This window comes from Pedobacter albus (assembly GCF_036324255.1).
GTDB classification, from domain to species: Bacteria; Bacteroidota; Bacteroidia; order Sphingobacteriales; family Sphingobacteriaceae; genus Pedobacter; species Pedobacter albus.
In genome coordinates this window covers 1,814,600-1,838,686 of record NZ_JAZDQT010000001.1, presented here as the reverse complement: position 1 = coordinate 1,838,686, position 24,087 = coordinate 1,814,600, and the positions used below count along the sequence as shown (strand labels likewise).

General features: G+C 43.8%; 22 protein-coding genes and 1 pseudogene. 17 read left to right on the top strand and 6 right to left on the bottom strand.

The features are described from left to right. Window positions 1-717 precede the first annotated feature (717 nt). The 15 genes and pseudogenes from VRU48_RS07605 to VRU48_RS07535 all read left to right on the top strand — a co-directional run bounded on the left by VRU48_RS07605 (window position 718) and on the right by VRU48_RS07535 (window position 13,141). Window positions 718-1,380, top strand: coding sequence for a heme exporter protein CcmB (locus tag VRU48_RS07605; protein WP_330107320.1), 663 nt, complete (start codon window positions 718-720; stop codon window positions 1,378-1,380). Window positions 1,381-1,667: 287 nt separating this feature from the next. Next, the gene (locus VRU48_RS07600; RefSeq protein WP_330107319.1) at window positions 1,668-2,066 is read left to right on the top strand and encodes a hypothetical protein; all 399 of its coding nucleotides are present in this window, start codon (window positions 1,668-1,670) and stop codon (window positions 2,064-2,066) included. Between the two features lie 223 nt (window positions 2,067-2,289). After that, a pseudogene (gene ccsA, locus VRU48_RS07595) lies at window positions 2,290-2,964 on the top strand (cytochrome c biogenesis protein CcsA); the annotation flags it as partial. Window positions 2,965-3,004: 40 nt separating this feature from the next. After that, window positions 3,005-3,223: a CcmD family protein gene (locus tag VRU48_RS07590; protein WP_199141558.1), complete on the top strand. Its 219-nt coding sequence runs from the start codon at window positions 3,005-3,007 to the stop codon at window positions 3,221-3,223. 146 nt (window positions 3,224-3,369) lie between these two features. After that, on the top strand, window positions 3,370-4,791 hold the full coding sequence (locus tag VRU48_RS07585; protein WP_199141559.1) for a Glu/Leu/Phe/Val family dehydrogenase: 1,422 nt from the start codon (window positions 3,370-3,372) through the stop codon (window positions 4,789-4,791). A 285-nt stretch (window positions 4,792-5,076) separates the two neighbouring features. Next, the gene (gene msrA, locus VRU48_RS07580; RefSeq protein ID WP_330107317.1) at window positions 5,077-5,718 is read left to right on the top strand and encodes a peptide-methionine (S)-S-oxide reductase MsrA; all 642 of its coding nucleotides are present in this window, start codon (window positions 5,077-5,079) and stop codon (window positions 5,716-5,718) included. 101 nt (window positions 5,719-5,819) lie between these two features. Beyond that, complete coding sequence (locus VRU48_RS07575; RefSeq protein ID WP_330107316.1) at window positions 5,820-6,236, top strand: cytochrome c maturation protein CcmE domain-containing protein; 417 nt, start codon at window positions 5,820-5,822, stop codon at window positions 6,234-6,236. Continuing rightward, window positions 6,236-8,710 carry a heme lyase CcmF/NrfE family subunit gene (locus VRU48_RS07570; protein ID WP_330107315.1) on the top strand — a complete coding sequence of 825 codons (2,475 nt, stop codon included), beginning with the start codon at window positions 6,236-6,238 and terminating at the stop codon, window positions 8,708-8,710. Before VRU48_RS07575 ends, VRU48_RS07570 begins: the two co-directional genes overlap by 1 nt. Before the next feature lie 67 nt (window positions 8,711-8,777). Continuing rightward, entirely contained in the window at window positions 8,778-9,542 is a 765-nt protein-coding gene (locus VRU48_RS07565; RefSeq protein ID WP_330107314.1) for a Rossmann-like and DUF2520 domain-containing protein, read from the top strand. Between the two features lie 40 nt (window positions 9,543-9,582). Beyond that, complete coding sequence (locus VRU48_RS07560; protein ID WP_330107313.1) at window positions 9,583-9,915, top strand: 2Fe-2S iron-sulfur cluster-binding protein; 333 nt, start codon at window positions 9,583-9,585, stop codon at window positions 9,913-9,915. 94 nt (window positions 9,916-10,009) lie between these two features. Continuing rightward, window positions 10,010-10,252: a Fe-S cluster assembly protein IscX gene (gene iscX, locus VRU48_RS07555; protein WP_199137370.1), complete on the top strand. Its 243-nt coding sequence runs from the start codon at window positions 10,010-10,012 to the stop codon at window positions 10,250-10,252. 186 nt (window positions 10,253-10,438) lie between these two features. Then, window positions 10,439-10,966, top strand: a complete 528-nt coding sequence (locus VRU48_RS07550) for a KdsC family phosphatase (RefSeq protein ID WP_330107312.1) — start codon at window positions 10,439-10,441, stop codon at window positions 10,964-10,966. Window positions 10,967-11,119: 153 nt separating this feature from the next. Continuing rightward, window positions 11,120-11,533 (top strand): hypothetical protein, encoded by a 414-nt coding sequence (locus tag VRU48_RS07545; RefSeq protein WP_330107311.1) that lies wholly within the window; start codon window positions 11,120-11,122, stop codon window positions 11,531-11,533. Window positions 11,534-11,630: 97 nt separating this feature from the next. After that, the gene (locus tag VRU48_RS07540) at window positions 11,631-12,203 is read left to right on the top strand and encodes a Maf family protein (protein WP_330107310.1); all 573 of its coding nucleotides are present in this window, start codon (window positions 11,631-11,633) and stop codon (window positions 12,201-12,203) included. A 203-nt stretch (window positions 12,204-12,406) separates the two neighbouring features. Further along, a complete protein-coding gene (locus tag VRU48_RS07535; RefSeq protein ID WP_330107309.1) occupies window positions 12,407-13,141 on the top strand; it encodes a carboxypeptidase-like regulatory domain-containing protein in 735 nt (244 codons plus the stop codon). On the opposite strand, the gene VRU48_RS07530 is transcribed toward VRU48_RS07535, so the two are convergent. The 6 genes from VRU48_RS07530 to VRU48_RS07505 all read right to left on the bottom strand — a co-directional run bounded on the left by VRU48_RS07530 (window position 13,092) and on the right by VRU48_RS07505 (window position 21,640). Further along, on the bottom strand, window positions 13,092-14,003 hold the full coding sequence (locus tag VRU48_RS07530) for a Ppx/GppA phosphatase family protein (RefSeq protein WP_330107308.1): 912 nt from the start codon (window positions 14,001-14,003) through the stop codon (window positions 13,092-13,094). The two genes, VRU48_RS07535 and VRU48_RS07530, sit on opposite strands and share 50 nt — an antisense overlap. Window positions 14,004-14,114: 111 nt before the next feature. After that, window positions 14,115-15,452, bottom strand: a complete 1,338-nt coding sequence (locus VRU48_RS07525) for an ABC transporter permease (RefSeq protein ID WP_330107307.1) — start codon at window positions 15,450-15,452, stop codon at window positions 14,115-14,117. Continuing rightward, window positions 15,445-16,356 carry an ABC transporter ATP-binding protein gene (locus tag VRU48_RS07520; protein WP_330107306.1) on the bottom strand — a complete coding sequence of 304 codons (912 nt, stop codon included), beginning with the start codon at window positions 16,354-16,356 and terminating at the stop codon, window positions 15,445-15,447. Before VRU48_RS07520 ends, VRU48_RS07525 begins: the two co-directional genes overlap by 8 nt. A gap of 198 nt (window positions 16,357-16,554) precedes the next feature. Next, window positions 16,555-17,892 (bottom strand): ankyrin repeat domain-containing protein, encoded by a 1,338-nt coding sequence (locus VRU48_RS07515; RefSeq protein ID WP_330107305.1) that lies wholly within the window; start codon window positions 17,890-17,892, stop codon window positions 16,555-16,557. A 17-nt stretch (window positions 17,893-17,909) separates the two neighbouring features. After that, on the bottom strand, window positions 17,910-19,082 hold the full coding sequence (locus VRU48_RS07510) for an ankyrin repeat domain-containing protein (RefSeq protein WP_330107304.1): 1,173 nt from the start codon (window positions 19,080-19,082) through the stop codon (window positions 17,910-17,912). A 146-nt stretch (window positions 19,083-19,228) separates the two neighbouring features. Continuing rightward, a complete protein-coding gene (locus VRU48_RS07505; protein WP_330107303.1) occupies window positions 19,229-21,640 on the bottom strand; it encodes an outer membrane beta-barrel family protein in 2,412 nt (803 codons plus the stop codon). Window positions 21,641-21,853: 213 nt separating this feature from the next. Between VRU48_RS07505 and VRU48_RS07500 the strand changes: the two genes are divergently transcribed. Both VRU48_RS07500 and VRU48_RS07495 read left to right on the top strand, forming a co-directional pair. Continuing rightward, entirely contained in the window at window positions 21,854-22,867 is a 1,014-nt protein-coding gene (locus tag VRU48_RS07500; protein ID WP_330107302.1) for a sensor histidine kinase, read from the top strand. Between the two features lie 10 nt (window positions 22,868-22,877). Further along, the gene (locus VRU48_RS07495; protein WP_330107301.1) at window positions 22,878-24,086 is read left to right on the top strand and encodes a serine hydrolase domain-containing protein; all 1,209 of its coding nucleotides are present in this window, start codon (window positions 22,878-22,880) and stop codon (window positions 24,084-24,086) included. Window position 24,087 lies beyond the last annotated feature (1 nt).

The following is a 24,087-nucleotide window of genomic DNA, read 5'->3' as shown; positions in this document are numbered from 1 at the left end:
AGCTCAAAACTGCAAACTGACTAAATGCCTTAATGGTTTTTTCATTTACCACCTAAGACGCCTTAGGAAAACCTAGTTTTCGGTTTTTTACGAGTTTTAGCGATTAGTTCGTTGGTTCATTGAGAGGGAATCGCAAATTGTCACTGCATCTAAAAACTGCAGACTGACTAAATGCCTTAATGGTTTTTTCATTTACTATCTAAGACACCTTAGGAAAACTCAGCTTTCCGTTGTTTACGAGTTTTAACGATTAGTTCATTGAGGGGGAAATCGCAAACTGCCACTGAAGCTCAAAACTGCAAACTGACTAAATGCCTTAATGGTTTCTTCATTTACCACCTAAGACACCTTAGGAAAACTTAGTTTTCGGTTTTTTACGAGTTTTAGCGATTAGTTCATTGGTTGATTGAAGGGAAATCGCAAACTGCCACTGAAGCTCGAAACCGCAAACTGACTAAATGCCTTAATGGTTTCTTCATTTACCGCCTGAGACGCCTTAGGAAAACTCAGCTTGCCATTGTTTGACATAATTTTTGGATTAAAATAACAACAGACTAAATGCCTTAATGGTTTCTTCATTTACCACCTGAGGCGCCTTAGGAAAGCTGAGTATTTCGGCCATTTTTCTCTCTTTGCACCTTCCATCTTTAGGCTTTGGCTTTTAGTCCATGGGCCATGAATCCATTGACTATAGACTCGAATTGCTATCTTTGCCCCATGCAGCTCATCCATCAGGTTAAACACCTCATCAGAAAGGAAATTCTCTTAGAATGGCGTTCCAAATATGCGCTCAACGGAGTTTTGCTTTATGTGGTTTCTACTGTTTTTGTCTGTTTCCTGTCATTTGTGAGCATCCCGAAACTTACCTGGAATGCCCTGTTTTGGATCATCATGCTTTTTGCTTCGATCAATGCCATTGCCAAAAGCTTTATGCAGGAGAGCAGGGGCAGGCACTTGTATATTTACACGCTGGTAAGTCCGGTGGCATTGATTATTGCCAAAACGGTCTACAACAGCTTGTTGATGATAGGGCTAACGCTGATTGCCTTGTTGTTTTACAGCTTGGTCTTCAATTTTCCAAACGGGGCCGATGTGCTGATGTATTTGGTGGCCACGGTGCTGGGCAGCCTGAGTTTTGCCACCATCTTTACCATGGTATCGGCCATTGCCTCCAAAGCCGGTAATGGGGGTATGTTGATGGCTATCCTGAGCTTTCCGGTAATCATTCCTGTACTTATCGTGCTCATCAAGCTTGCCAAAAATGCCATCGATGGGCTAGATCGAAGCGTGAGTTTAGACGAGATTGGGCTCATGCTGGTTATCAATGCCTTGGTAATGACCGCATCTTTGCTGCTTTTTCCTTATTTGTGGCGAGATTAATCGTTTTTTCTTGTAAATAACTGCTTGTCAAACGATTGTGTTGATTTTTGATTGATGCCTGGTTTTTGGGCTAGTTCAAATTATGCCTGGTGTTTTGTTGTTGCAGGTTCAGTAGCTTTCAGGGTTGTTAAGTTGTTGTTGGGCAATAAGTTGTACGCAAACGATTGTGTGCATCTATTTTTCCGAATAAGCTTAATTTTTCGAATCTTGTCATAAGCCAAGTCGCTGGGCGGATGCTTTTAGGCTTGGCAAATTCTCCAATCATTCACCCTTCAAACCTAAAAAACATGAAAACAACAGCACGTTACCTCGTATTGGCTTTAACGGCCGCTCTTTGCCTTTTCAGTGGCTTTAAGCCAGAAGTGAACCAGCCTAAGCAGCTGCGTAAAGTATGGCCGCCAATTGTGGTGACCGAAAATTTTACGGCCGATAACGGCGTACCCGGATCGGCAAGCATCAGCTATACTGCCGGACAGGTTTACACCGGCGTACAAGCCACCATACAGGGGCTGGGCACCATTAACCTCACCAGTGTTTCGCATTCGCCGGGAACCATTAATGTAGACAAGTTTGAAGGCTATGTGGCGGGCTCTTACTACGAATACTATATCTATGTTACGGTATCGGGAAGTCCGACTTTGGGCTGGAGAATAGATTCGGCAACGGCGACGTCTATCGTGATCTGATCCCTTAAAAATGAACAAACCAGTAATGCGGGCCAAGGTGCCCGCATTTTTTTGCCTTCTGCTGGCCAAATGGTCATTTTAAAGTATTTTATGCCAAATGTGTGCAAGCCTTGCGATATTATAAACAATAGATTATTAACTTTGGCAGATTAAACAAAAACGACAGAAATGGCGAAGGTTAATGGTGGCAAAGTGATTTGGCCAATCCCTCGCAAGTTCTACCGCTCAAAATTCGACTTGTATGCATAAAACCTGGTGGAAAATTTTAGGCGCCGGCCTTGTAATTTATACGGCAATAGCAGGATTGCTTTTAGGCGTTCCGCGTTTGGCCATATTAAACGAAACCATCAGAAACCTCTATTTCCACGTACCGATGTGGTTTGCCATGCTTACCCTGTTTTCGATTTCGATTTTCTACAGCGTTAAATATTTGCTGTATGGTAAAGAAAGCGACGATTTGAGGGCGGTAGAAAGTGTAAACGTGGGTGTTGTTTTTAGCCTGTTGGGCTTGGTAACCGGTGCTGTTTGGGCCAAGTTTACCTGGGGCCAGTTCTGGAGCTTCGATGTGAAGCAGAATTTTACGGCTATTGCCATTTTGCTTTACTTTGCCTACCTCATTCTGCGCAACTCGATTGACGAAGAACAGAAAAGGGCCAAGATTTCGGCCATCTACAATATTTTTGCCTTTCCGATGATGGTAGTGCTGATCATGGTGTTGCCGCGCCTGTCTGATTCGCTGCACCCGGGCAACGGTGGCAATCCGGGCTTTAACTCTTACGATTTGGACGATAGGATGAGGGCGGTGCTCTACCCGGCTTTTATTGGCTGGTCTATTATCGGCTACTGGATCTATACCATCCGTTTCAGAATCCGTTCCCTAGAAAATAAACAACTTTAATGTCGTGGTGGTCCATCACCCCTAAAAATAAAATCAAAAGATGAAGAAAATAACTTTCACCCTGTTAATGCTATTGGCCACCCTTAACCTGTTTGCCCAAGGCAGCCAAGTAGAAATGGCCGATGCCCTGCGCAGCAACGGAAAAATCTACGTTGTGGTGGTTTGTATCGTGATAATTTTGGTTGGTTTGTTGGGCTATCTCTTCGCGCTCGACAAAAGATTAAAAATGTTAGAAAAAAAATCTGCCGACAAAAACTAATTTTAAACATCATAAGCCTAATCTTTTAGCCTTTTTAATAAGGTGTTTGATATACACTAAGCAAATTTCTGTTTGCAATAGTGGTTTATTTTGATGCAATTTTGCACCCATAAAGAAGAAAATTCAAAATTTTTAAAGAAGTACTAATGGCTAGTAAAGCAAACGAGACAAGTTTTTTTGCAGATGTCTGCATGAACTTTGACAGTGCTGCCCAGTTTACCTCGCATCCCGAAGGTTTATTGGCCCAGATAAAAGCGTGTAACAGTGTTTATCGTTTCCAATTCCCTATCCGCAGGGGAAACGGTTTTGAAGTAATCGACGCCTGGCGCGTTGAGCATTCGCACCACATGAGCCCAACCAAGGGCGGTATCCGCTATAGCGATATGGTTAACGAAGACGAGGTAATGGCCTTGGCAGCGTTGATGACCTATAAATGCGCAATCGTTAACGTGCCGTTTGGCGGTGCTAAAGGCGGTATCTGCATCAACCCTAAAAATTATTCAGTAGCGGAGTTGGAAACCATCACCCGTCGCTATACTACAGAATTGATCAAAAAGAATTTCATTGGCCCTGGTATCGACGTGCCTGCCCCTGATTACGGATCTGGCGAACGCGAAATGAGCTGGATTGCCGATACTTATATGACCATGAACCCGGGTTCTTTAGATGCCTTGGGTTGCGTTACCGGTAAACCTATTGCCTTGCACGGTATCCGTGGCAGAAAAGAAGCTACCGGTCGTGGCGTTGCCTATGCGGTGCGCGAGTGCGTTTCGGTAGCCGAAGACATGCAGAAACTAGGCTTCAAAGCCGGTTTGGGCGATAAAAAAGTAATCGTACAAGGTTTAGGTAACGTAGGTTACCACTCAGCCAAGTTCTTGGCCGAGTTTGGCGCAACGATTGTAGGTGTTTGCGAGTTCGAAGGCGCTATTTACAATGCCGATGGCTTAAACATCGACGAGGTTTTTGCTCACCGTAAAAACACAGGATCGCTTTTAGGCTTCCCAGGTGCAACCGATTTTAAAAATTCAAGCGAAGGTTTGGAGCAAGAATGCGATATCTTGGTTCCTGCAGCTTTAGAAAACCAAATTACTGGTGCGAACATCCGTAACATCAAGGCTAAGATCATTGCCGAAGGTGCCAACGGTCCTTGTACCCCAGAAGCTGAAGAAATCTTTACCCAAATGGGCGGTATCATCATTCCAGATATGTACTGTAACGCTGGTGGTGTAACCGTTTCTTACTTCGAGTGGTTGAAAAACCTTTCGCACGTAGCTTTTGGCCGTATGGAAAACCGTTACGCCGAAAACTCGAATGCCAACCTGATCAATACATTAGAGAGCCTAACCGGAAAAACCATTCCGGCCGAGCACCGCTTAATGATTGTAAAAGGCGCATCTGAAATGGAATTGGTAAACTCTGGTTTAGAAGATACCATGATCCACTCTTACCACGAAATTAGAGAAACATTAATGAACAAGCCGGCTACCAAGACATTGAGAACCGCGGCTTTTGTAAACTCTATCGATAAGATTGCCATTTCTTACATGAACTTGGGCGTTTGGCCATAAGCTAAACCGAAATCATATTTTTTGGAAAGCCTCGCAAATTTCGCGGGGCTTTTTTATTGTTTACAAATGACAATCGGCCAAATACAATAAGGCATTTAGCTCGTATATTGGGGTAGAGCGTTTGGGGTTTCGCGTAAAGCGTTTAAAGGATCGCTATACACTATTCGCCAACCGCCATGCTAACAATAATTAAACCGTATAGTGTAGAGCGATTTGCGTATTGCGATATATTAAACGCCAACCGCCATACGCTATACTGAATACGCACTACTCAATCTTAAGCAAATGAAAAAGATATCAGGAATTTTAATGCTGCTGCTGTTTTTAACCGCTTGCAGCAATGGAGAAGATAAAAAACTGGCAGTTTTGCCAAAGCCTGGGGCCAAAGAGCAGGTGGCTACTTTTGCAGGTGGTTGTTTCTGGTCTATCCAAGAAGGATTTTCAGAACTGAAGGGCGTAATCAAGGCCACTAGTGGCTATGCCGGAGGAACTACCAAAAATCCAACCTACGAACAGGTGGGCACGGAGCAGACCGGGCATGCCGAATCGGTACAGGTGGTGTACGATCCCAGTGTCATCAGCTTCTCGCAATTGCTCGATGCCTTTTTTGTGATGCACGATCCTACGCAACTGAACAGGCAAGGGCCGGATGTAGGCACCAGCTATCGCTCCATTGCCTTTTACAACAATGCCGAAGAGAAAAAGCTGATTGAAGCTGCCATTGCCAAATACAACCGCATACAATTTCATCCTGGCGAAATCGTAACCGAAGTAAAGCCTTTTGAAGTGTTTTATCCGGCAGAAAAATATCACCAGAACTATGTGCGCCTCAATCCCAACCAGGCTTATGTAGCCAATGTTTGCGGACCAAAAGTAGAAAAGCTGAGAAAAGCCCTGCCTAACCTTATTAAGGATGAATTTAAATAACGCTAGAACTATCAATTAATTGTCACGTTGTGCATTACCAATAGCCCGCTGCCTTAGTTTTTTTATCTTTGTGGTCAGGATTTTTAATTTTCTAAGCCCACATGAAAAAAAGTGCTATTATTGGTTTAATTACAATTGCCATCTGCATTGGCTTTTTGGTTAGCTTAAACGCAGATACCGACAGCTATTCTAACTTTAAGGAAGCTGCTGTTTCTCAAAAAGAAGAACATGTAATGGGCCATTGGGAAAAAAGCAAAGGCACTTATTACGATGCCGTTAAAGATCCCAATCATTTTGCCTTTTACATGAAAGACGAAAAAGGCGAAGTGAAAAAAGTAGTACTTAACGGTACTAAGCCTCAAGATTTTGAACGTTCCGAAAAACTGGTACTTATTGGTGCAATGAAAGACGATACTTTTTATGCCACCAAAATATTGATGAAGTGCCCTTCTAAATACAACGACAATATGGTTGAAGTGAGTAAGGACGGTCAGGTAAAACAATACAAGAAATCTTAATGGACATACAATTTATTGGAGAGAATCTCCTACCTGGCAAACTCGGCCAATTTTTTATTGTGCTGGCATTTGCCTCTTCGTTGCTCTCTGCAATTGCTTATTTCTTTGCGGTTAAAAACAAGGACCTGCAAGACAAATCTTGGGCTAAAATAGGCCGTATCGCTTTCTTAACCAACCTAGTGAGTATAATCGGCATCGGGTCGATCTTATTCTACCTGATTTTAAACCACTATTACGAGTATAACTACGTTTATCAGCACTCTTCTAAAACCCTGCCGGTTTATTACATCATATCGGCATTCTGGGAAGGACAGGAGGGCAGTTTCTGGCTTTGGGCTTTTTGGCAGTCTATTTTGGGTGCCATCCTCATTTGGAAGGCCAGAACCTGGGAAAACAGCGTAATGACCGTGGTGGCTTTCTCGCAAGCTTTATTAACTTCCATGCTTTTGGGCGTAGAGGTTTTCGGACAACGCTTTGGCAGTTCGCCTTTCATCCTGCTAAGAGAGGCCAAAAACCTGAAGGAATTTGCGCCAATGGTTTTCAACGATCCCGAAAACTATAAAAACTATTTGAAATTCATCACCGACGGAAACGGCTTAAATCCATTGTTGCAGAACTATTGGATGGTAATCCATCCGCCAACCTTGTTCTTGGGCTTTGCCAGTATGGTGGTTCCTTTTGCCTACGGCATTGCAGCTCTTTGGCAAAGACGCTATAAAGAATGGGTTAAACCCGTATTGCCATGGACTTTGTTTGCCGTGATGATTTTGGGTACCGGTATCATTATGGGCTCGTTCTGGGCTTATGAGGCCCTCAACTTTGGCGGTTTTTGGGCTTGGGATCCGGTAGAAAATGCTTCTATCATTCCTTGGCTAACCTTAATTGCCGGCGTACACGTACTCATTGCCTATAAAAACACCGGCCATGCCTTTTTTACGGCCATGGTGTTGATTTTGGTGAGTTTCTTATTGGTGCTTTACGCCTCGTTCTTAACCCGTAGTGGTATTTTGGGCGATACTTCGGTACACTCGTTTACCGATTTGGGCATGTTTGGCCACCTGATTGCCTACAATGTCATCTTCTTGGTTATCGCGGTTTATTTTGTGGTTACCCGCTGGAAAGAATTGCCGATTACCCATAAAGACGAAGAAACCTACTCTCGCGAGTTTTGGATGTTCATCGGTGCATTGGTGCTTACGGTTGCCTGTCTGCAGATTATTTTTACCACTTCGGTACCGGTATTCAATAGGGCTTTTGGAACCAATTTTGCACCGCCTAAAGTAGGAGCTATCCAATATTATAACCAATGGCAGGCACCTTTTGCCGTACTGATTACCTTAATTTCAGGCTTTTCGCAGTTCTTGAAATACAAACGTACTGATCCGCGCAAATTTTACAGCAGCTTAATTTCGTCGTTTGTATTCTCTTTGGTCATTACCGGAGGCTTTGTTTGGCTAACCAACGTTTATACCAACCTGATGTACGTGTTGCTTACCTTTAGCTGCGTTTTTGCGGTGCTTTCCAATGCCAGGATCTTATCGGGCGCATTTGTAGGCAAAGGCGGCAAGCTGATCGGTTCGGCCATTGCACATATCGGTTTTGCCATTTTGCTTTTGGGTGCCTTGGTGGCGGCGGCTACCAGTAAGCCGATTTCGGTTAACAAAGACAAATTTATTCCGGTTAGGGATTTTGAAAAAAACCAAAAACCAGGCGAAAATATCATGCTGTACAAGAACGAGCCTAAGAAAATGGGCGAATATACCGTTACTTACCTCAGCGATACGACCATAGCGCCTAATACCTATTACAAAATTAACTTCAAGAAAATCGACGAAAAAACCGGAAAGGTTAAGGAAGATTTCGATTTGAACCCGAATATCCAAGAGAATGGCAAGATGGGAATGGTGGCTTCGCCAGATACCAAACATTACCTCACCACCGATATCTATACTCACATTACCAGTGCTGCCGAGAAGAAATCAGAGCATGGCGAACACGAGGGACATTCTGAAGACGAAAACTACAAAGCGCCTCGTGTGGTTACTTTGGGCGTTAACGATACCTTGCACATCAATGGCGCCGTACTTACGGTAAAACCAATCAACAGCAACCCGGTAGTAAAAGACTTGACTATTGCTCCAGGCGATTTGGCTATTGGTCTGCCATTAGAAATTAACGTAAGTGGCAAGATATATAAAACCGAGCCCTTGTTTATGGTGAAGGGCAATAATACCTTCGATTTCGCCAGAAAAGTAGACGAATTGGGCTTAAGGTTCAGGTTTACCAAAGTTCTGCCAGACCAAGGCAAGTTCGAACTGATGGTTTACGAAAAACCGCAACAGGCCAAAGACTGGCTGGTATTCAAATCGATCGAATTCCCTTACATCAATTTGTACTGGGTAGGTACCATCGTAATGGTTATCGGCTTCCTGATCTCTATCTTTAGAAGAAAGAAGGAGCTGAAGGCTAACTAACAACCACCATCATGGGTTTGCAATTCTAGTCGTCATGCAGCTCATGATACTTTTTAAAACGAGCTGCATGAAAATTGTAATTATAGGTTCCGGAAATGTTGCTACGCACCTGGCCATTGCTTTAAAAAAGGCTGGCTTGCCCGTGGCTCAGGTTTGGTCTTATCATTACGTCAATGCCGTTCAATTGGCCAATCAGGTAGGTGCGCAAGCCATTGCCAAGCTCGACGAAGTTGATCACCAAGCCGCACTTTGTTTAATCGCGGTTAAAGACGATGCCGTGGCAGGCATTGCCGAGCAACTGGCCGGTTTTAAGGGTTTGGTTGCCCATACCTGCGGGGCGGTGCCGATGAGTGTATTCGCCGGGAAATTTGCAAACTACGGCGTATTTTATCCCTTGCAGACCTTCTCTAAAAGCAAAGCTTTAAATTTTGACGATATTCCGCTTTGTTTGGAAGCCAACAGCGAAGCTTCGATGCAGCTATTGAAGCAGGTAGCCATCAAATTAAGCAATCGTGTATTGGAAGTAGACAGCGATAAGCGGAAAATCCTGCACCTGGCAGCCGTTTTTGCCTGCAATTTTACCAATCATCTTTATGCCTTGGGCGAACAGCTCTTGGAAGCCAACGGGTTGGAGTTCGATATCCTGCGCCCATTGATTAACGAAACAGCCTCCAAGGTACAGCATGCTTTGCCTTTGGCCGTACAAACCGGGCCTGCCATCAGAAGCGACGAACAGACCCTAAAAGCGCATCAGGAGCTCCTGTTGCAACATCCACATTTGTTAGAAATCTATAGAACATTAAGTGAGAGCATTAAAAAAACAAAATCATAGCGCGATTGCGGTTTCAGCTCCTTACTTTTGCAATTAAATTATGAGTATTTTTAAATTAAAGATAAATTTTGAAGAAGAAGGCAAGGAACCTGTTGAATTGCCTATAGCAGCCGGAGAAGACGTTTTAGATGTAGTGCTCGACAATGGAATAGACCTGCAGCATAACTGCGGCGGTGTTTGTGGTTGCAGCACCTGTCATATCTACGTAAATCAAGGCATGGATAACATCCAGGAAATATCAGACAAGGAAGAAGACTTTATTGATAGGGCCGTTAGACCGAAAATTACGTCGAGGTTGGCTTGCCAATGCGTGGTGATTGACGGCGATCTGGAAATTACCATACCTGATCAGTCGGGATTTTTGGGACACTAGGGTAGTCGATAGTCAATAGTCCATGGTCCAAATGACCAATGAACCAATAGGTTAACATTTAAACCTTACAACATTAAAACTTTACAACATAACTATGAACAGCGATAAGTTTGCATTGCCAATATACTGGAAAGACCACGAAGATATAGCCCAAGAGCTTTATGAGAAATTTGGCGATGAATTTGGCGAAGCCAGGATTTACCGTATCCGTTTTACCGAACTGATTGAATGGGTATTGGAATTGCCCAACTTTAAAGGAACGCGCGAAGAATGCAACGAGGGCCATTTGGAGCAGATCCAGTCGGCCTGGGTTTACGAGTGGAGAGATAACCAGTAAGCGGTTTTCAGTTGGCAGTTTCCAGTTGGCAATTTTCAGTCGACAGTTTTCAGTTAACGCTGCTAACAGTTATACAATTTAGCAGTTTAGCAATTTAGCAATTTAACAATTTAGCAATCGAACAATCTAACATCAGCCAATAAACCACCTCATTAATAAGCGTTCAACCCTTTTCCAGTCTGACCAATGTTTTTAGCCAATCTTAAAAATATCACCACCTTTGTTTTTGATGTCGATGGCGTGTTGACCAACGGAACCGTCATCGCTACCGAATCGGGTGAGCTTTTGCGTTCTTTTAACATCAAGGATGGTTATGCCCTGCAGTTGGCCGCCAAAAAAGGCTACAAGATCTGTATCATTTCTGGTGGTAAAGGCGTGGCAATGCACAAGCGTTTTGAAGGCTTGGGCGTAGCCGATGTGTTTTTAGGGGTGGGCGACAAGGTAGAAGTATTCGAGAACTATTTAAAGCAGCACCACATCAAGCCCGAACAGGTACTCTACATGGGCGACGATATGCCCGATCATGAAGTGATGCAACTGGTGGGCATCGCTACCTGCCCGATTGATGCCGTAGACGAAATCAAACAAATCTCACATTACATCTCTCCCAAAAAAGGAGGCGAAGCCGCCGTAAGAGATGTTATTGAAAAAGTGCTCAAGGTGCAGCACAATTGGCACGGTATAAAACCTTCGGCTGCCGATTCGAGCAAATAAAATTTTATTTCTTTGTGTTTTAAGGAGTTGAATTTGCAACAATTAAGTTACTCCGTTGCGATTAAACTTTGTAATAGATTTATGTTCTAAGAAAACATAAACAACATAAGGGCTGATCAATAGCTCCAAAACAATTAAAACAAAAACAAAAACATGAAAAAATTAGTAATGATTTGCGGGTTATTATTCAGTGTAGTAACTTTTGCTCAAGCGCAACAAGGCGGTGGCCAAGGTGGTCAAAGACGTATGATGGCTACTCCAGAAGACAGAGTAAAGCAATTGGACGAGAAAGTTAAATTAACCGACGACCAAAAAACAAAAGCTACAGCTGTTTATACCGAAGCGGCAGAAGCTCAGAAAAAAATGCGCGAAGAAATGCAAGGTGGCGGTGGCGACAGACAAGCCATGATGGAAAAAATGCAAAAAATGACTGCTGAAACCGATACCAAAATCAATGCATTCTTAACCGAAGATCAGAAAAAAGCTTACAAAGCTTGGCAAGACGAAGTTAAAGCGGCCAGAGAGAAAATGATGAAAGAAAGACAACAAGGCGGTGGCGGTAAATAATTGAACCACAGTATTTACAACAACAAAAGCGGCTTATCGGCCGCTTTTGTTGTTTAATGGCCTTGTATTTTGCTATTTTAGCGCAAACTTAGAGCAGATGTACAAACAGCAGCAAAAAATCATTTTGGCTTCCAAATCGCCTCGCCGACAAGAACTGATGCACTTGATGGGCCTCGATTTTACCGTAGAACTTAAAGAGGTTGACGAAAGCTACCCCGAGGGTTTGAGCCCGGCTGAAATTGCTGTTTACATCGCTACCCAAAAAGCCAATGCCTTTGGTGCGGTGCCCGGCCAAATCGTGGTAACCGCCGATACGATTGTAGCTATTAACGGCGAGATTTTAGGAAAGCCTAAAGATCGTGCTCAGGCACAGGAAATGTTGCAAGAGCTGTCTGGATCAAAGCATGAAGTGTATACCGGCGTCAGCATCATTAGCGAAAAGGGCCTGCAATCTTTTTACGACCTTACCGAGGTTCACTGTAGGGAAACTACACCAGCCGAAATCGATTTCTACATCGACAATTTTAAGCCCTTTGACAAAGCCGGTAGCTATGGCATACAAGATTGGTATGGCGTAGCTGTGGTACAACGAATTGAGGGATCATACACCAATGTAATGGGACTGCCTACCGAGAAGTTATACCAGGAGCTGGTTAGGCTTGGGGTTTAGTCTGTAGTTCATAGTCGATAGTCCATAGTTCATAGTCCATAGTCCATAGTCAGGTGTAGTACTAAAAAAGCCAGAGTCTTGTTGGAATGGACTTTTTTGCGATTTTACAATAATAACAATCCAGCAATAATAACAATTCAACAATTTATTCCCCGTTTGTGGAATCTGAACTTTGTATTCATCATGTATTCAAAATGATGCCTATGAAAGCTGCTGTTGTTAAAATCAACATAGACGAGCCTTGTGCCCAAAACTGGGAATTGATGGAAAAACGCGATAGCGAGCGCTTCTGTTCGAGCTGCCAAAAATGCGTGGTCGATTTTTCTGCCTATAGCAATGCCGAAATCATTCAGGTTTTATCCAATGCAACTCAAGAAGTATGTGGCCGTTTAACCAGGCAACAGCTCGATCAGTTGAACTATCATTTGGTATTGGTGCCGGCCCAAAGCAATTGGATGAAATATTTAGGGGTATTGGCCATTGGTGCAAGTATTTTTGTACAGAACGCAAGTGCTGCCGTTGCCAAAACAGTTCCAGCCATCGAAAGCCACGTAAAAGCCAAGGGAGGCGATCCAAAACCCCTTCAAATCAAGCGTATTTATGGTTATGTATTTGATGAAGACAAAAAGCCTTTGGCTGGTATCAAAGTTGCCGTTATTCAAACTAAATATGTGGCTAAAACCGATAAGGATGGGAGATATGAAATCAAATTTGATCATGGCTTTGATGTCAAAAATAAGCGAATGTTAATTGGCGATGACCAAATAGAAATAGCCCAATTTAACATCGATTATTCCAAAGAAAAACAAGTAGAAGTTATTGTTACAAGGCCATCATTTATCATGGGCAAAATCGCAATGCCGATTAAGGAGCGCAAGCCTATTAAAGTTATTGATTCGATAAAGAAGCTAAAACTCCCATCTTTAAATCGTAAGTAGAAAGCTTCATTTGCGCAATACCCAGTTCGCTGAGCACATAATTGGTCAATATACTGGCCATCACAATCATATCTACCCGCAAAGGGATTAATCTGGGCATATTGGCTCTTTCTTGGTGCGTGGCCTTAATAAGCTGGTGCGAAAGTTTTTGATAGGCTTCCAAAGAAATGTTGGCAGTTGCTACATGGTCGATGTCGAGCATCGGATCGATCATACCCGCAAAGGTTTCGAAAGCACCAGCCGAACCAATCAGGGTTTGGGGCTTGTGTTCTTTGCAGATGGCTTTCAAAGCCTCAAGTTCTTCGGCTAAATGGGTTAAAATAGCCTGCTTGTCGTGCTCGTTAATGGGGTCTGATTTAAAGAAACGCTGCATCAAACGGGCGGCGCCAATGTTGTAGCTCTTTTTCCAAATCACCTTTTCTTCGCTGCAGAGGATAAATTCGGTACTGCCGCCGCCAATATCCATAATCAAGGATTTACCCGTAATGGCACCGCTCCATTTGACCCCTTCATAAATGTAGGTAGCTTCTTGTTCGCCATCAATGACTTCGATGTTGATGCCCGCCTGGATTCTGGCCTCTTTTACAAACTCGCTTCCGTTATGGGCGCTGCGAACGCCAGAGGTGGCCATGGCCTTGATTTGGCTTACTCCAAACCGATCGGCAATCGCCTTGAATTCTTTTAAACAGGCAATGCCTCTTTCAAAAGCAGCCTGAATAATCAAATTGGCCTTGGTAATGTCTTCGCCCAATTTAACGGGTTTGTTCGTTTTGAAAACGACTTGTGGCGTTTGGCTGCCGTTTTTCTCGGCAATAATCAAATGGAAGGTATTCGTACCTAAATCGATAACGGCTATTTTCATCTACACAACAATATGGGGCTAATTTAACAATACCTACTGGCAATTGCGATTTAAATACAAAGAGCGCCAAGTTCTTTAAACGAGGCGCTCTCTGCGATAGCTTTGAATTTTTTAGTTTCTATAAGTAAACCACTTGAACATTTCCTTGAAAGTGGTTTTTTTGCCATACATTAAAATACCCACGCGGTAAATCCGGCTGGCTATCCAAACGGTGCCTATAAATCCTATCACCAAAATAACCATCGATAGGATCAGCTCCCAGTTCGATACGCCATAAGGCATGCGCACCACCATAGCAATAGGCGAGGTAAACGGAATCATCGAGAGCCAAAAAGCCACGTTGCCGTAGGGATCGTTGGTCACTACGCTTAGCGAAAGCGCATAGCCCAAGAGCAGGGGCAGCATGACGGGCATCATAAACTGCTGGGTTTCAGTTTCGCTATCAACCGCCGAGCCAATGGCGGCATAGAGCGCACTGTAAAACAGGTAGCCTCCCAAAAAGAAGAAGATGAATACCGATACGATTTTTCCGAAATCAAGTCCTGCCAGGCTTTTCTGTACATCGGTCATTGGACCTTGTGCGGCGGCCATGCTGGCAGCTTGCGTACCAGTAGAAATCTGGCTGTTGGTTTGTGCCGAAGCCGCTATTTTTTTAACGTCTTCCTTGTTTACAAAAACGCTTACGGCAATGGTACTGATGGTAAAAGTAAGCACGATCCATAAAACAAATTGTGTAAGCCCTACCAAGGCAATGCCGATGATTTTGCCCATCATGAGCTGAAAGGGCTTAACCGACGAGATCATAACTTCGATAATCCTGCTGGTTTTTTCTTCAATAACGCCACGCATTACCTGCACGCCATAAAGCATAATGAACATGAACATCAACACACCTGCAATAAAGGCAATAACGGTGCTTGCTCCGGCGCTTGATTCTTCTTCCTTGCCGGTTTCGGCAATTTTCTTGGTCGAAATATCAACCGATGTATTCAGCTGGTCCAAATCGCTTTGCGCGATGCCTGATTCCTTTAGTTTCTGGTTGCGGATCAATTCTTCGATATCGCCCGAAATGCGGTTGCTTAACGATAGGCCCGCTTGTTTGGCACCAAACAGTTCGATACCCTTTGGCTCCTTTAAGTTAAATTCGGGTAGGTAGAGGATATAGTCGTAGTCGGAGTTTTTGAGCGATTTCTTCATCTGCTCCAGCGACTTATTCTCGTACACATAAGTAATGTTCTTGTCGGCGGCCAGTTTCTCGGTCAGCGTTTTGTTTTGGCTAATTACGGCAACCTTATCGTGTGTATCGCTAATGCCTTTATAGGTAAAATAACCGATGAGGCCATAAATGCCTGCGATAAGTAGAGGGGTGAGGAAGGTCATGAGGATGAACGACTTTTTCTTTACCCTCGACAAATATTCTCTGCGTATGATGAGTAGAACCTTATTCATGTGCTTTTCCTTTCACTTTTTCAATAAAAATATCATTCATGGTTGGAATAACCTCATCTAGGCGACTAATGGCAACATGAGGCAACAGGGTAGCCAAAACCTCGTTGGCGGTCTTGTCTTTTTGCAACTGTACCTTGATCAGGGTTTTGTCTTTTACGGTTTCTGTTTGCAATACCTCGAATATGTTTTTGGCATTCGACGCATCGTAATTGCCTTCGTATTCTACCCAATAGGTATTGTTGCGGTAGCTGCTCTTGATTTCGTCGACTGCACCATCAAGTATTTTTTGCGAGCGATGGATCAGCGCAATATTGTCGCACAGCTCCTCTACGCTTTCCATACGGTGCGTGGAGAAGATGAAGGTGGCGCCTTGCTTGTTCAGCTCGAGGATTTCATTTTTGATGATATCGGCATTTACCGGATCAAAACCAGAGAAAGGCTCATCAAGGATAATCAGCTCGGGCTGGTGCAGTACCGTAGCCACAAACTGAACCTTTTGCTGCATACCCTTGCTCAAATCTTCCACTTTTTTGTTCCACCAGCTGGCCATATCCAGTTTTTCGAACCAAAATTTGATGCGCTTGGTGGCTTCGGCGGTGCTCAGCCCCTTCAGTTTGGATAGGTACAATACCTGCTCGCCGATCTCCATTTTTTTGTAGAGGCCGCGTTCTTCGGGCAGGTAGCCGATTTGTGCAATATGGTCGGCATTTAAACGCTGGCCATTAAAAAGCACTTCGCCACTGTCGGGTGCGGTTATTTGGGTAATAATTCTGATGAGTGATGTTTTTCCTGCACCATTGGGTCCCAACAGACCAAATATTTTGCCTCGTTCAATTTCGAGGCTCACATGGTCTAGGGCGCGGTGCGTGGCATATTGTTTTACAATATTTCTTACGCTTAGCATTTTCGATGTTTAGTTTTTAGTAAATATAAGATGCGGAATGCTAAGAAATGTTACGAACCGAACAAAAACAGCTAAGAGATAGCTTATTTTGATCATGGTATCCATGAATTGATTAGCTGTTGCAATTGCTTGGCATGGGTTAAGGCCCCATTGCCCCAGGTATTGTTAAAATAAATAAATGCCCGTTCGGTTCTTGGTCTAGCTGCTTTTTAAGATCTTGGTTTTTTCTTCGTCAAACTCGGCCTGCGACAAGATGCCTGCATCCAGTAATTCCTTCAAATTGAGCAAGGCTTGTTTCTTTACGCCCATATTGACCGGATCGGCAAGTGGAGTTGGCGGTGTAAAATTGTTGTTAAGACTGCTGCTTGCGTTTGCCGGTCCGAATTTGATGAGCAATTCGGTAATTTCGTTCAGGCCTTTGATGTTCGAATAATCAATGGCCTTTTGCTCTTTTACGTTAACGAGCGAAGCATCGGCATTGTTTTCGAGCAGGTATTTTACGATGTCTTTTTTGCCGTTCGCCGCCGCATAATGCAAGGCACTGTTGCCGCTTTCGTCCTGCGCATTGATATCGGCCTGTTGGTCTAGCAATAGTTTAACCATACTGAGGTGTCCGTTTTTCGAAGCTACGTGTAATAGCCTTTCGCCACCATAGCTGTAATCGAACACCAAATTATTGGAGGCCGAAAGGTTATTGGCTGTTTCTACCCAATTGAGGTAAGAGCCCATTCCACTATCGGCACCGGTTAATGGTTTGGCGTAATTGACGTCTATGCCGTGGTTTAAAAACAGTTCTACCACATCTTTTTGGTTATAGGCACAGGCATACCAAATAGGCGAGAGGCCATCTTTTGCCGAAGTAAATACGTCGGCACCATGGTCTACCAACAGTTTGGTCAGCATGCGGTTCATGTCGTAGCAGGCAATCAGCAAGGCCGATACACCGGCATGGTTTACTTGGTTTACATCAGCCCCGTTTTTGAGCAACAGCTCTACCAGAGGCATATTTTTCGCTTTAACTGCGTAGAGCAAAGGCGAATTGCCCTGTTGATTGGTTGCGTTTACATTGGCGCCTTTGTTTAGCAACAGTTCTACAATTGGCTTGTTGCGCCAATTGGTGGCCATCATTAAAGGCGTTTCGGCGTCGTTGTTTTCGGCATCGCCGTCTAAGCCAGCTTCTAAAAGCTTTTCGAAGATTTCTATTTGTCCGGTTTGGGCAGTAAGATGCAATAAGCTATTGCCGTTGTAATCTTTAATATTGGTTTTGGCACCTTGTGCCAATAAATGCAGGGCGGTTTGTTTTTGCTTTTGCAGACAGGCAAAATAAAATGGCGTTTCGCCGGCATGGTCTTCATAATCGAGGTCGGCACCAGCGGCAATCAATGCTTTAACAAGATCTAGAAAACCATGATGCGCCGCGTAATGCAAAGCGGTTCTGCCTTTTTCGTCGGTATAGGCAACCTCTACTTCGTTGTTAGCCAATAAAAGCTCGGCTATTTTTCTTTTTCCTCCCTCACAAGCGAGAATAAATGACATTGACATGGGGTCAAAAATTAAATGGTTAACTTCATGAGTAACTCAACAGTCTTTATTTTAAGGTTATCGTCGGTAGCCAGCATGAGCGCCGTTTGGTCTTTGTTGTTGGTTAAAGTTGCATCTGCGCCATGTTCGAGCAATAGCTTGGCTTTTCTGTAGGTATCTTTTGCCTTTTCCGTTTCGTAATTGACATTAAAGGCACAAACCTTGTGCAGCAAAGTATTTCCGTTTTCGTCTTGCCGGTTTACCTGCAGGGAGCCACTATCGAGTACGGTCTGTAGCAGTTCCGTACTTTTTTCGGCTAGCAGGTCGGCCGGACTGGTTTCCGAACCATAATAAACACTGTTTTGGTATAAGTCTGCTCCATCGGCAATAAGTTCAGCCAATAGTTCAGTCTCTTTTGTGGAGGGATGATTAAGCATTCTGATGTACTCGAACAAAAGCGATACGCCGTTTTTATTCAGGATGTCGAATTGTGGCGTCCCATAGTTGCGCAGCTTGTGGTAAAGTTCGAGGTTAAACTGTTGCGCTACGGCATAATAAAAAGCGTTGTTGCCATCTTTGTCGAGCTGGTTTACATCGGCACCGTTTTCTAGCAACAAGTCGATGTACTGCGGTCTATTGAACTCGATGGCTGCAATCAGCGGTGTTTTTTGTACAATGTTTGGTGCATTTAGGTCGAGGCCTTCGGCAATTAAAAGCTCGAGATAGGCCAAAGAAAGTGCTGGATTTGTAGAGTACGTTTTTACAACCTGATGGATGAAATTTTCTTCGGCGTTATTCTTGAAATGGGTATCGGCTCCAACGGCCAAAAGCACTTTGATCTTGGCCACAGAAGCCATATTTTCGAAAAAATAGCCCAATAGGGTTTTGGCTTCTACCTCGTCGTTAAGGTTATCGAGTTGCGAACAAAACTCTTCCAAAAATGCTATCGAAGCTTCGTCATCGGGCAGGTAGCGTACCATACTTTCAAAAATACTCCGGTTAAAGCTGCTGTACTCGTAAATGTCTTTTTCTAGGGTATTGTCTTTAACCAGGCAAAGCAAAATGTCGAACTGCCTATCTCTCAGCAACTGATCAACAAGCTGTTGCTTTTGAAAATCCTGGAGCGTGTTGGGCAGTTTTTCGCCATTAGCCAAAGCCGCTAAGGCTTCGCTATAGTTTGCCGATTGGAGTTGTTCTTGTAACATAGATGGTATTGATCTGGGTAGCCTAATTCAATATCTATACCAAATTTTAACCTATTAGAAATTTTTAATCGTTTTCTAAAAGCACAAAACAAAAAAATCCCCTTTATGATTAAATAAAGAGGATTGAGGGAGCTATATATAATCGATTAGTTACCTACGCGACCTTCTTCTTCGCCGGTTCCGGTTCTGCGGCTACGGGCGGTTTTGATCTTCATGTTGCCAAATTTGTAGCTGAAATTCAACGATATTTTACGGTTTTCCCATTCGTTTTGCCAATAGGTGTTTACATTGTTGTACTGTAGCAAAGCCCTGAATTTTCCGGTAGCGAAAACATCGTTTAACTTGAGCGAAAGTGTAGCGTTTTTCCTCCAAAAGGTTTTCTTTACGCCCACGTTAACTGCATAGGCTTCGAGGTTGCGGAAAAGGCCAGACACCGATGGCGATTGGTAATAGGCATAAATACCGATCACGTAGTCTTTGGGTAGGCTAAAGTTGTTGTCTGAGCTTACCGCCCAGCTCCATTTAGCCGCATCAAACCCCATACCTTGTACCTGCGAGGTCGTTTTGTCAAACGAAGCCGAAATTTCGGTATTGTTGTTCCACCATTTTACCACATCGAAAGGCGAACCGGTGGCAAAGTACCAACTGCTTTGGTTGTTCAGGTTTTCGCCACGGGTAATACTTTCCTTAGTTGTACTGTTCTGATAAATGACTTCAGAAACCGCACCTTTGGTAGTGGCATAGCTCACGGTGAGCAGACGCATGTTTTTAAAGCTGTAATTGAATTCGAAATTGTTCGAATAAGAAGGCTGCAACAATGGATTACCCTGTAAAGCGGTATAAGGATCGGAATAAAAGGTAAATGGGTTGAGGCTGTTGTACGACGGGCGATTGATGCTTTTGCGATAAGACAGTACCAACTGGTTGTTTTCGGTAGTTTTGATCGAAGCTGCCACATTGGGGAATAATTTCCAGTATTTGCGGTCGATGAGGACATTAGTGCCCGTAGAAACGCCATCGCCCAAAGTCTGTTCCACCCTAAAGCCTACCTTAAGGTCTATCTTGCTGAACGATTGGTTGAGCGAAACATAGGCTGCATTGATGTTTTCCTTGTACTGGAAAAGATTGGTGCGTCTTGGGTCGTTGATCCATCCCGCTGTTTTAAGCGAATCGAAACGCACATTGCTGCTGGCATCAACCCAGCTGCTTTTCCAGCCAGCTTCCATTTTCAGGTTTTTGTTAAACGGATGTACATAATCCACTTTTAAGGCATAGATGGAGATATCCCCATCGCTGGCGTTGCGCAAATTGATGGGTGCGCCTATAAGCTGGTCGGCGGCATTATAGTAACTGTTTACAAAGCTTTGGGTCTGGTTGCTATTGTAATGCACGTAATCGGCATCAAAACCCAATTCCTTCCCAGCAGTGTCTATTTTAAAACGGTAGTTGAAATTGAGGGCATAGTTGCCGGTTTTGTTCTTTTGCGGACTGTGCATGGCCACCGAACCTAATTTAACGCCTTGGGCATTATAGTTAGGCGAATTGCTGGTTACATCGGTTTCATCGGGCGAGCTAAAGCCTTTAAACATCACGCCAACCGTATGCTTGTCGTTAATGAAGTAATCGGCACCGGCGGCATAGTTTCTGTTGTCGGTTATGGGGTGCCAGTAGTTTACCTGGTTGTATTGCTCGTTGCCAATGGTACGGTTAAGGGTCAGGCGGTTAAATGAATTGTATCGACCGGCGTTGAAGCGGGCATAACTGCTTACTTTTCCAATGTTGTAATTGAGGTTGAGGCCTCCGTTTATTTTTTCGTATTTGCCGTAGCCGCCACCTAACGACAAGCTTCCATTCATGCCCTGCATCCTGTTTCTTTTCAGTTTAATGTTGATGAAACCTCCGGTACCAGCCGCATCAAAAGAAGCTGGCGGGTTAGAAATAAGTTCTATTTTGCTGATGACCTCGCCTGGCAACGATTTGAGGTAGGTATTCAGTTCGCTGCCGCTCATATAGCTTAGCTTGCCGTCGATCATAACGGTTACATTCTGTTTGCCCTTTAAAATCAGGTTTTCGTCTTTGTCGAGTTTAATGCCTGGGGCACGGCTCAATACTTCGAGGGCATTATCGCCGGCAGTATTCATCTTTTCAACGTTTACAATGGTTCGATCGGCTTTTTGGTCGATAACCGGCATTTTCGATACAATGTTAACTTCTTTAAGATCTTGCGTGCGGTGGGCCAGTAGGATGTTAGGCAGTTTGACATCGGCATCTTTCACTTCGAAAACAGCCGAAGAAGCCTTGTCAAAGCCCATCATCAAAGCTTTCACCACATAACTTCCCGGTTTTACCGATTTAAACTCATACAGGCCTTGCTGGTTGGTGGCCTGAAGCAGGGCAACCGAATCGGGCAGGTGGATCAGCGTAACCGAAGCGTAATCCAAAGCCTGCTTTTTGCTTTGGTCTAATACAGTGCCGCTTACTTTAAAGGTTTGTGCCTTGGCCTGATTAAAGGCGAAGAACATGGATAATGCGAGGATTGATTTGAAAAATGTATTCATGATGTTAAAATGGTGTGTTCTTTTTTGTTCTTCAAAGGTGGGTCAAACCGCCTTTTTGCTCAATTAAATGATACGAACCCCTCAAAATATTATCCCAATCCGATTTTTCGCCATTCGAAGGGTTTGTCCCTAAAAACGGGGTGTTGGGATAATTTATAACCAGATTGGCATAAGAAACTATGGCGTTGGCAAAGCTTTTTATAGTTTTATTGCATGAAAAGAACCCGAATGATCCTGATCCACATCAGTTGCTGGTTATTGGTATTGATTTACCGTTATGGAGCCTATCTTTTAAAAATCAACAGCTTTTACGATGCGGCCTTCGATGTGTCGATGACGATTTTACAGCTGGTAGAATTTTACATCTGTTTTCTGTGGGTTTATCCCCGTTTTTTAAAGCAGGGCAAAACGCTGCAGCTCATTGGTGGCATTTTGTTGTCGATGGGCGCATTTATAGGAGGCAGGTACCTGATAGAAGAAATCATCTACCTGCATTTTTTCGGCTTCCATAACTACGCCGATGGCGTTACCTTTTCTTATTATATACTTGATAATATCTACTATAGCATTTCCTATGTTTTTATTGCCCTCGGCATTTATTCGGTACAGGAAAATTACAAGGGACAGCTTGCCCAGCGTAAGCTGAAAGACGAAGTGGTTAAAGCCGAATTGGCCTTTCTGAAATCGCAGATCAATCCGCATTTCTTGTATAATTCGCTCAATTATGTGTACTCGTTGGCCATTCCTGTTTCAGAAAAGTTGGCTGATGCCATCTTGCGTCTTTCTGATCTGATGCGCTATACCTTGAACGATAGCGCCGATGGAAAGGTAAAGCTGGGCAAAGAGGTAGAGTACCTCGAAAGTTATATCGCCTTGTTCAAGATGCGTTTTGAGCCTCGATTTTATGTCGATTTTAAAACTGAAGGGCTCGACGACGAACAGCAAATCGCCTCGCTTGTGCTCATCCCTTTTGTAGAAAATGCCTTTAAGCACGGTGTGGTAAACGATGAAAAGCACCCGGTGCGCATTGTTTTGAAAGTGCAGGCAAACAGGAGGCTTGTTTTTGAAGTGAGCAACAAGATTAACCATAGCCAAAAAGACCACTCGAGCGGCGTGGGCTTGGTTAACGTGTACCGCAGGCTTGACCTCATCTACCCAAATCGACACGAACTTTTGGTTTCTAATAATGGCAATACTTATAAAAGTACACTGATTATTAACTTATAAATCTGATCAAATGAAATTCCCTATTCATCAACAGGCCAAATGGATTGGATTAGCTGGTTTAGTCCTCTGTCTTTGGTATGGCTGTGCACCCATGCGGGCCGCACGCTGGCGCGAACCCGATTTGAATGACAGTTCAAAATTTAAGTATGCTAGGTTGCAAGCCAACCAAAGCCCGTTCAGGTTTGTGCCTGCCGTTGGTCAGCCTCGATACGCCAAAATGAAAAAGTACCTGGATAGTGCCTTGCAGCAAACCAATACCAACGCTTTTTTGGTCATTAAAAACGACAGCATCATTTATGAAAACTTTGCCGAAAACGTTAACTATAGTACTTTGCATCCCAGCTTTTCGGTTGCTAAATCTTATATCGGTACGTTAATCGGCATGGCCATCGACAAGGGAATTATCGCATCCACCAATGATTTGGTGATCAAATACATGCCCGAACTCGAAAAGAACGATGCGCGTTTCCGCAAACTCACCATTCAGCACGTATTAGACATGCAAAGCGGTTTCGATTTCGACGAAGACAGTACAAGCCCTTTTGGCAGCATCGCGAAGCTCTACTATGGCAATTCGCTCAAAAATCAGGTGGCTCATCTGAAAATGAAACGGGAGCCCGGCCAAGTTTTCGAATACCAAAGCATCAATACCCAGCTGCTGGCCAATTTGTTGGCACGTGTCAGTGGCGAAAAGATAGAAAGTTTAATGGCCAAATACCTGTGGCAGCCTTTGGGGGCAGAGTCTGATGCCATTTGGAGCCTCGATGGTCGTAAAACCATTAAAGCATTCTGCTGCCTCAACGCCACCGCTACCGATTTTGCAAAACTAGGCAGGCTCTACCTCAAAAAAGGAAACTGGGAAGGGAAGCAAATCGTTTCGAGCCATTGGGTAAATGGTACGGTTAATCCGGATTCGCTGGGTAAAAGAGGCTACAAAAATCAATGGTGGGCCTGTAGCAAGATCAGCTATTTCAAGGATTCGCTCAGCGCCAGTCAAAAGTTGGCTAAGCTAAATTTAAAGGCGCCGATCAAGAAAATGAAAAACGGTACCTATTACTTCCAGACCAAGTCGAACGATTATCGCGCCGAAGGAATTTTAGGCCAGATCGTGTATGTAAATCCTGATAATAATGTTATTATTGTCAGGCTGGGAAATTACCCTAACAAGAACCTCTATTTTAATGGTTTCATTCCTGCTGTGGGCAGAGAAATTAACTAAA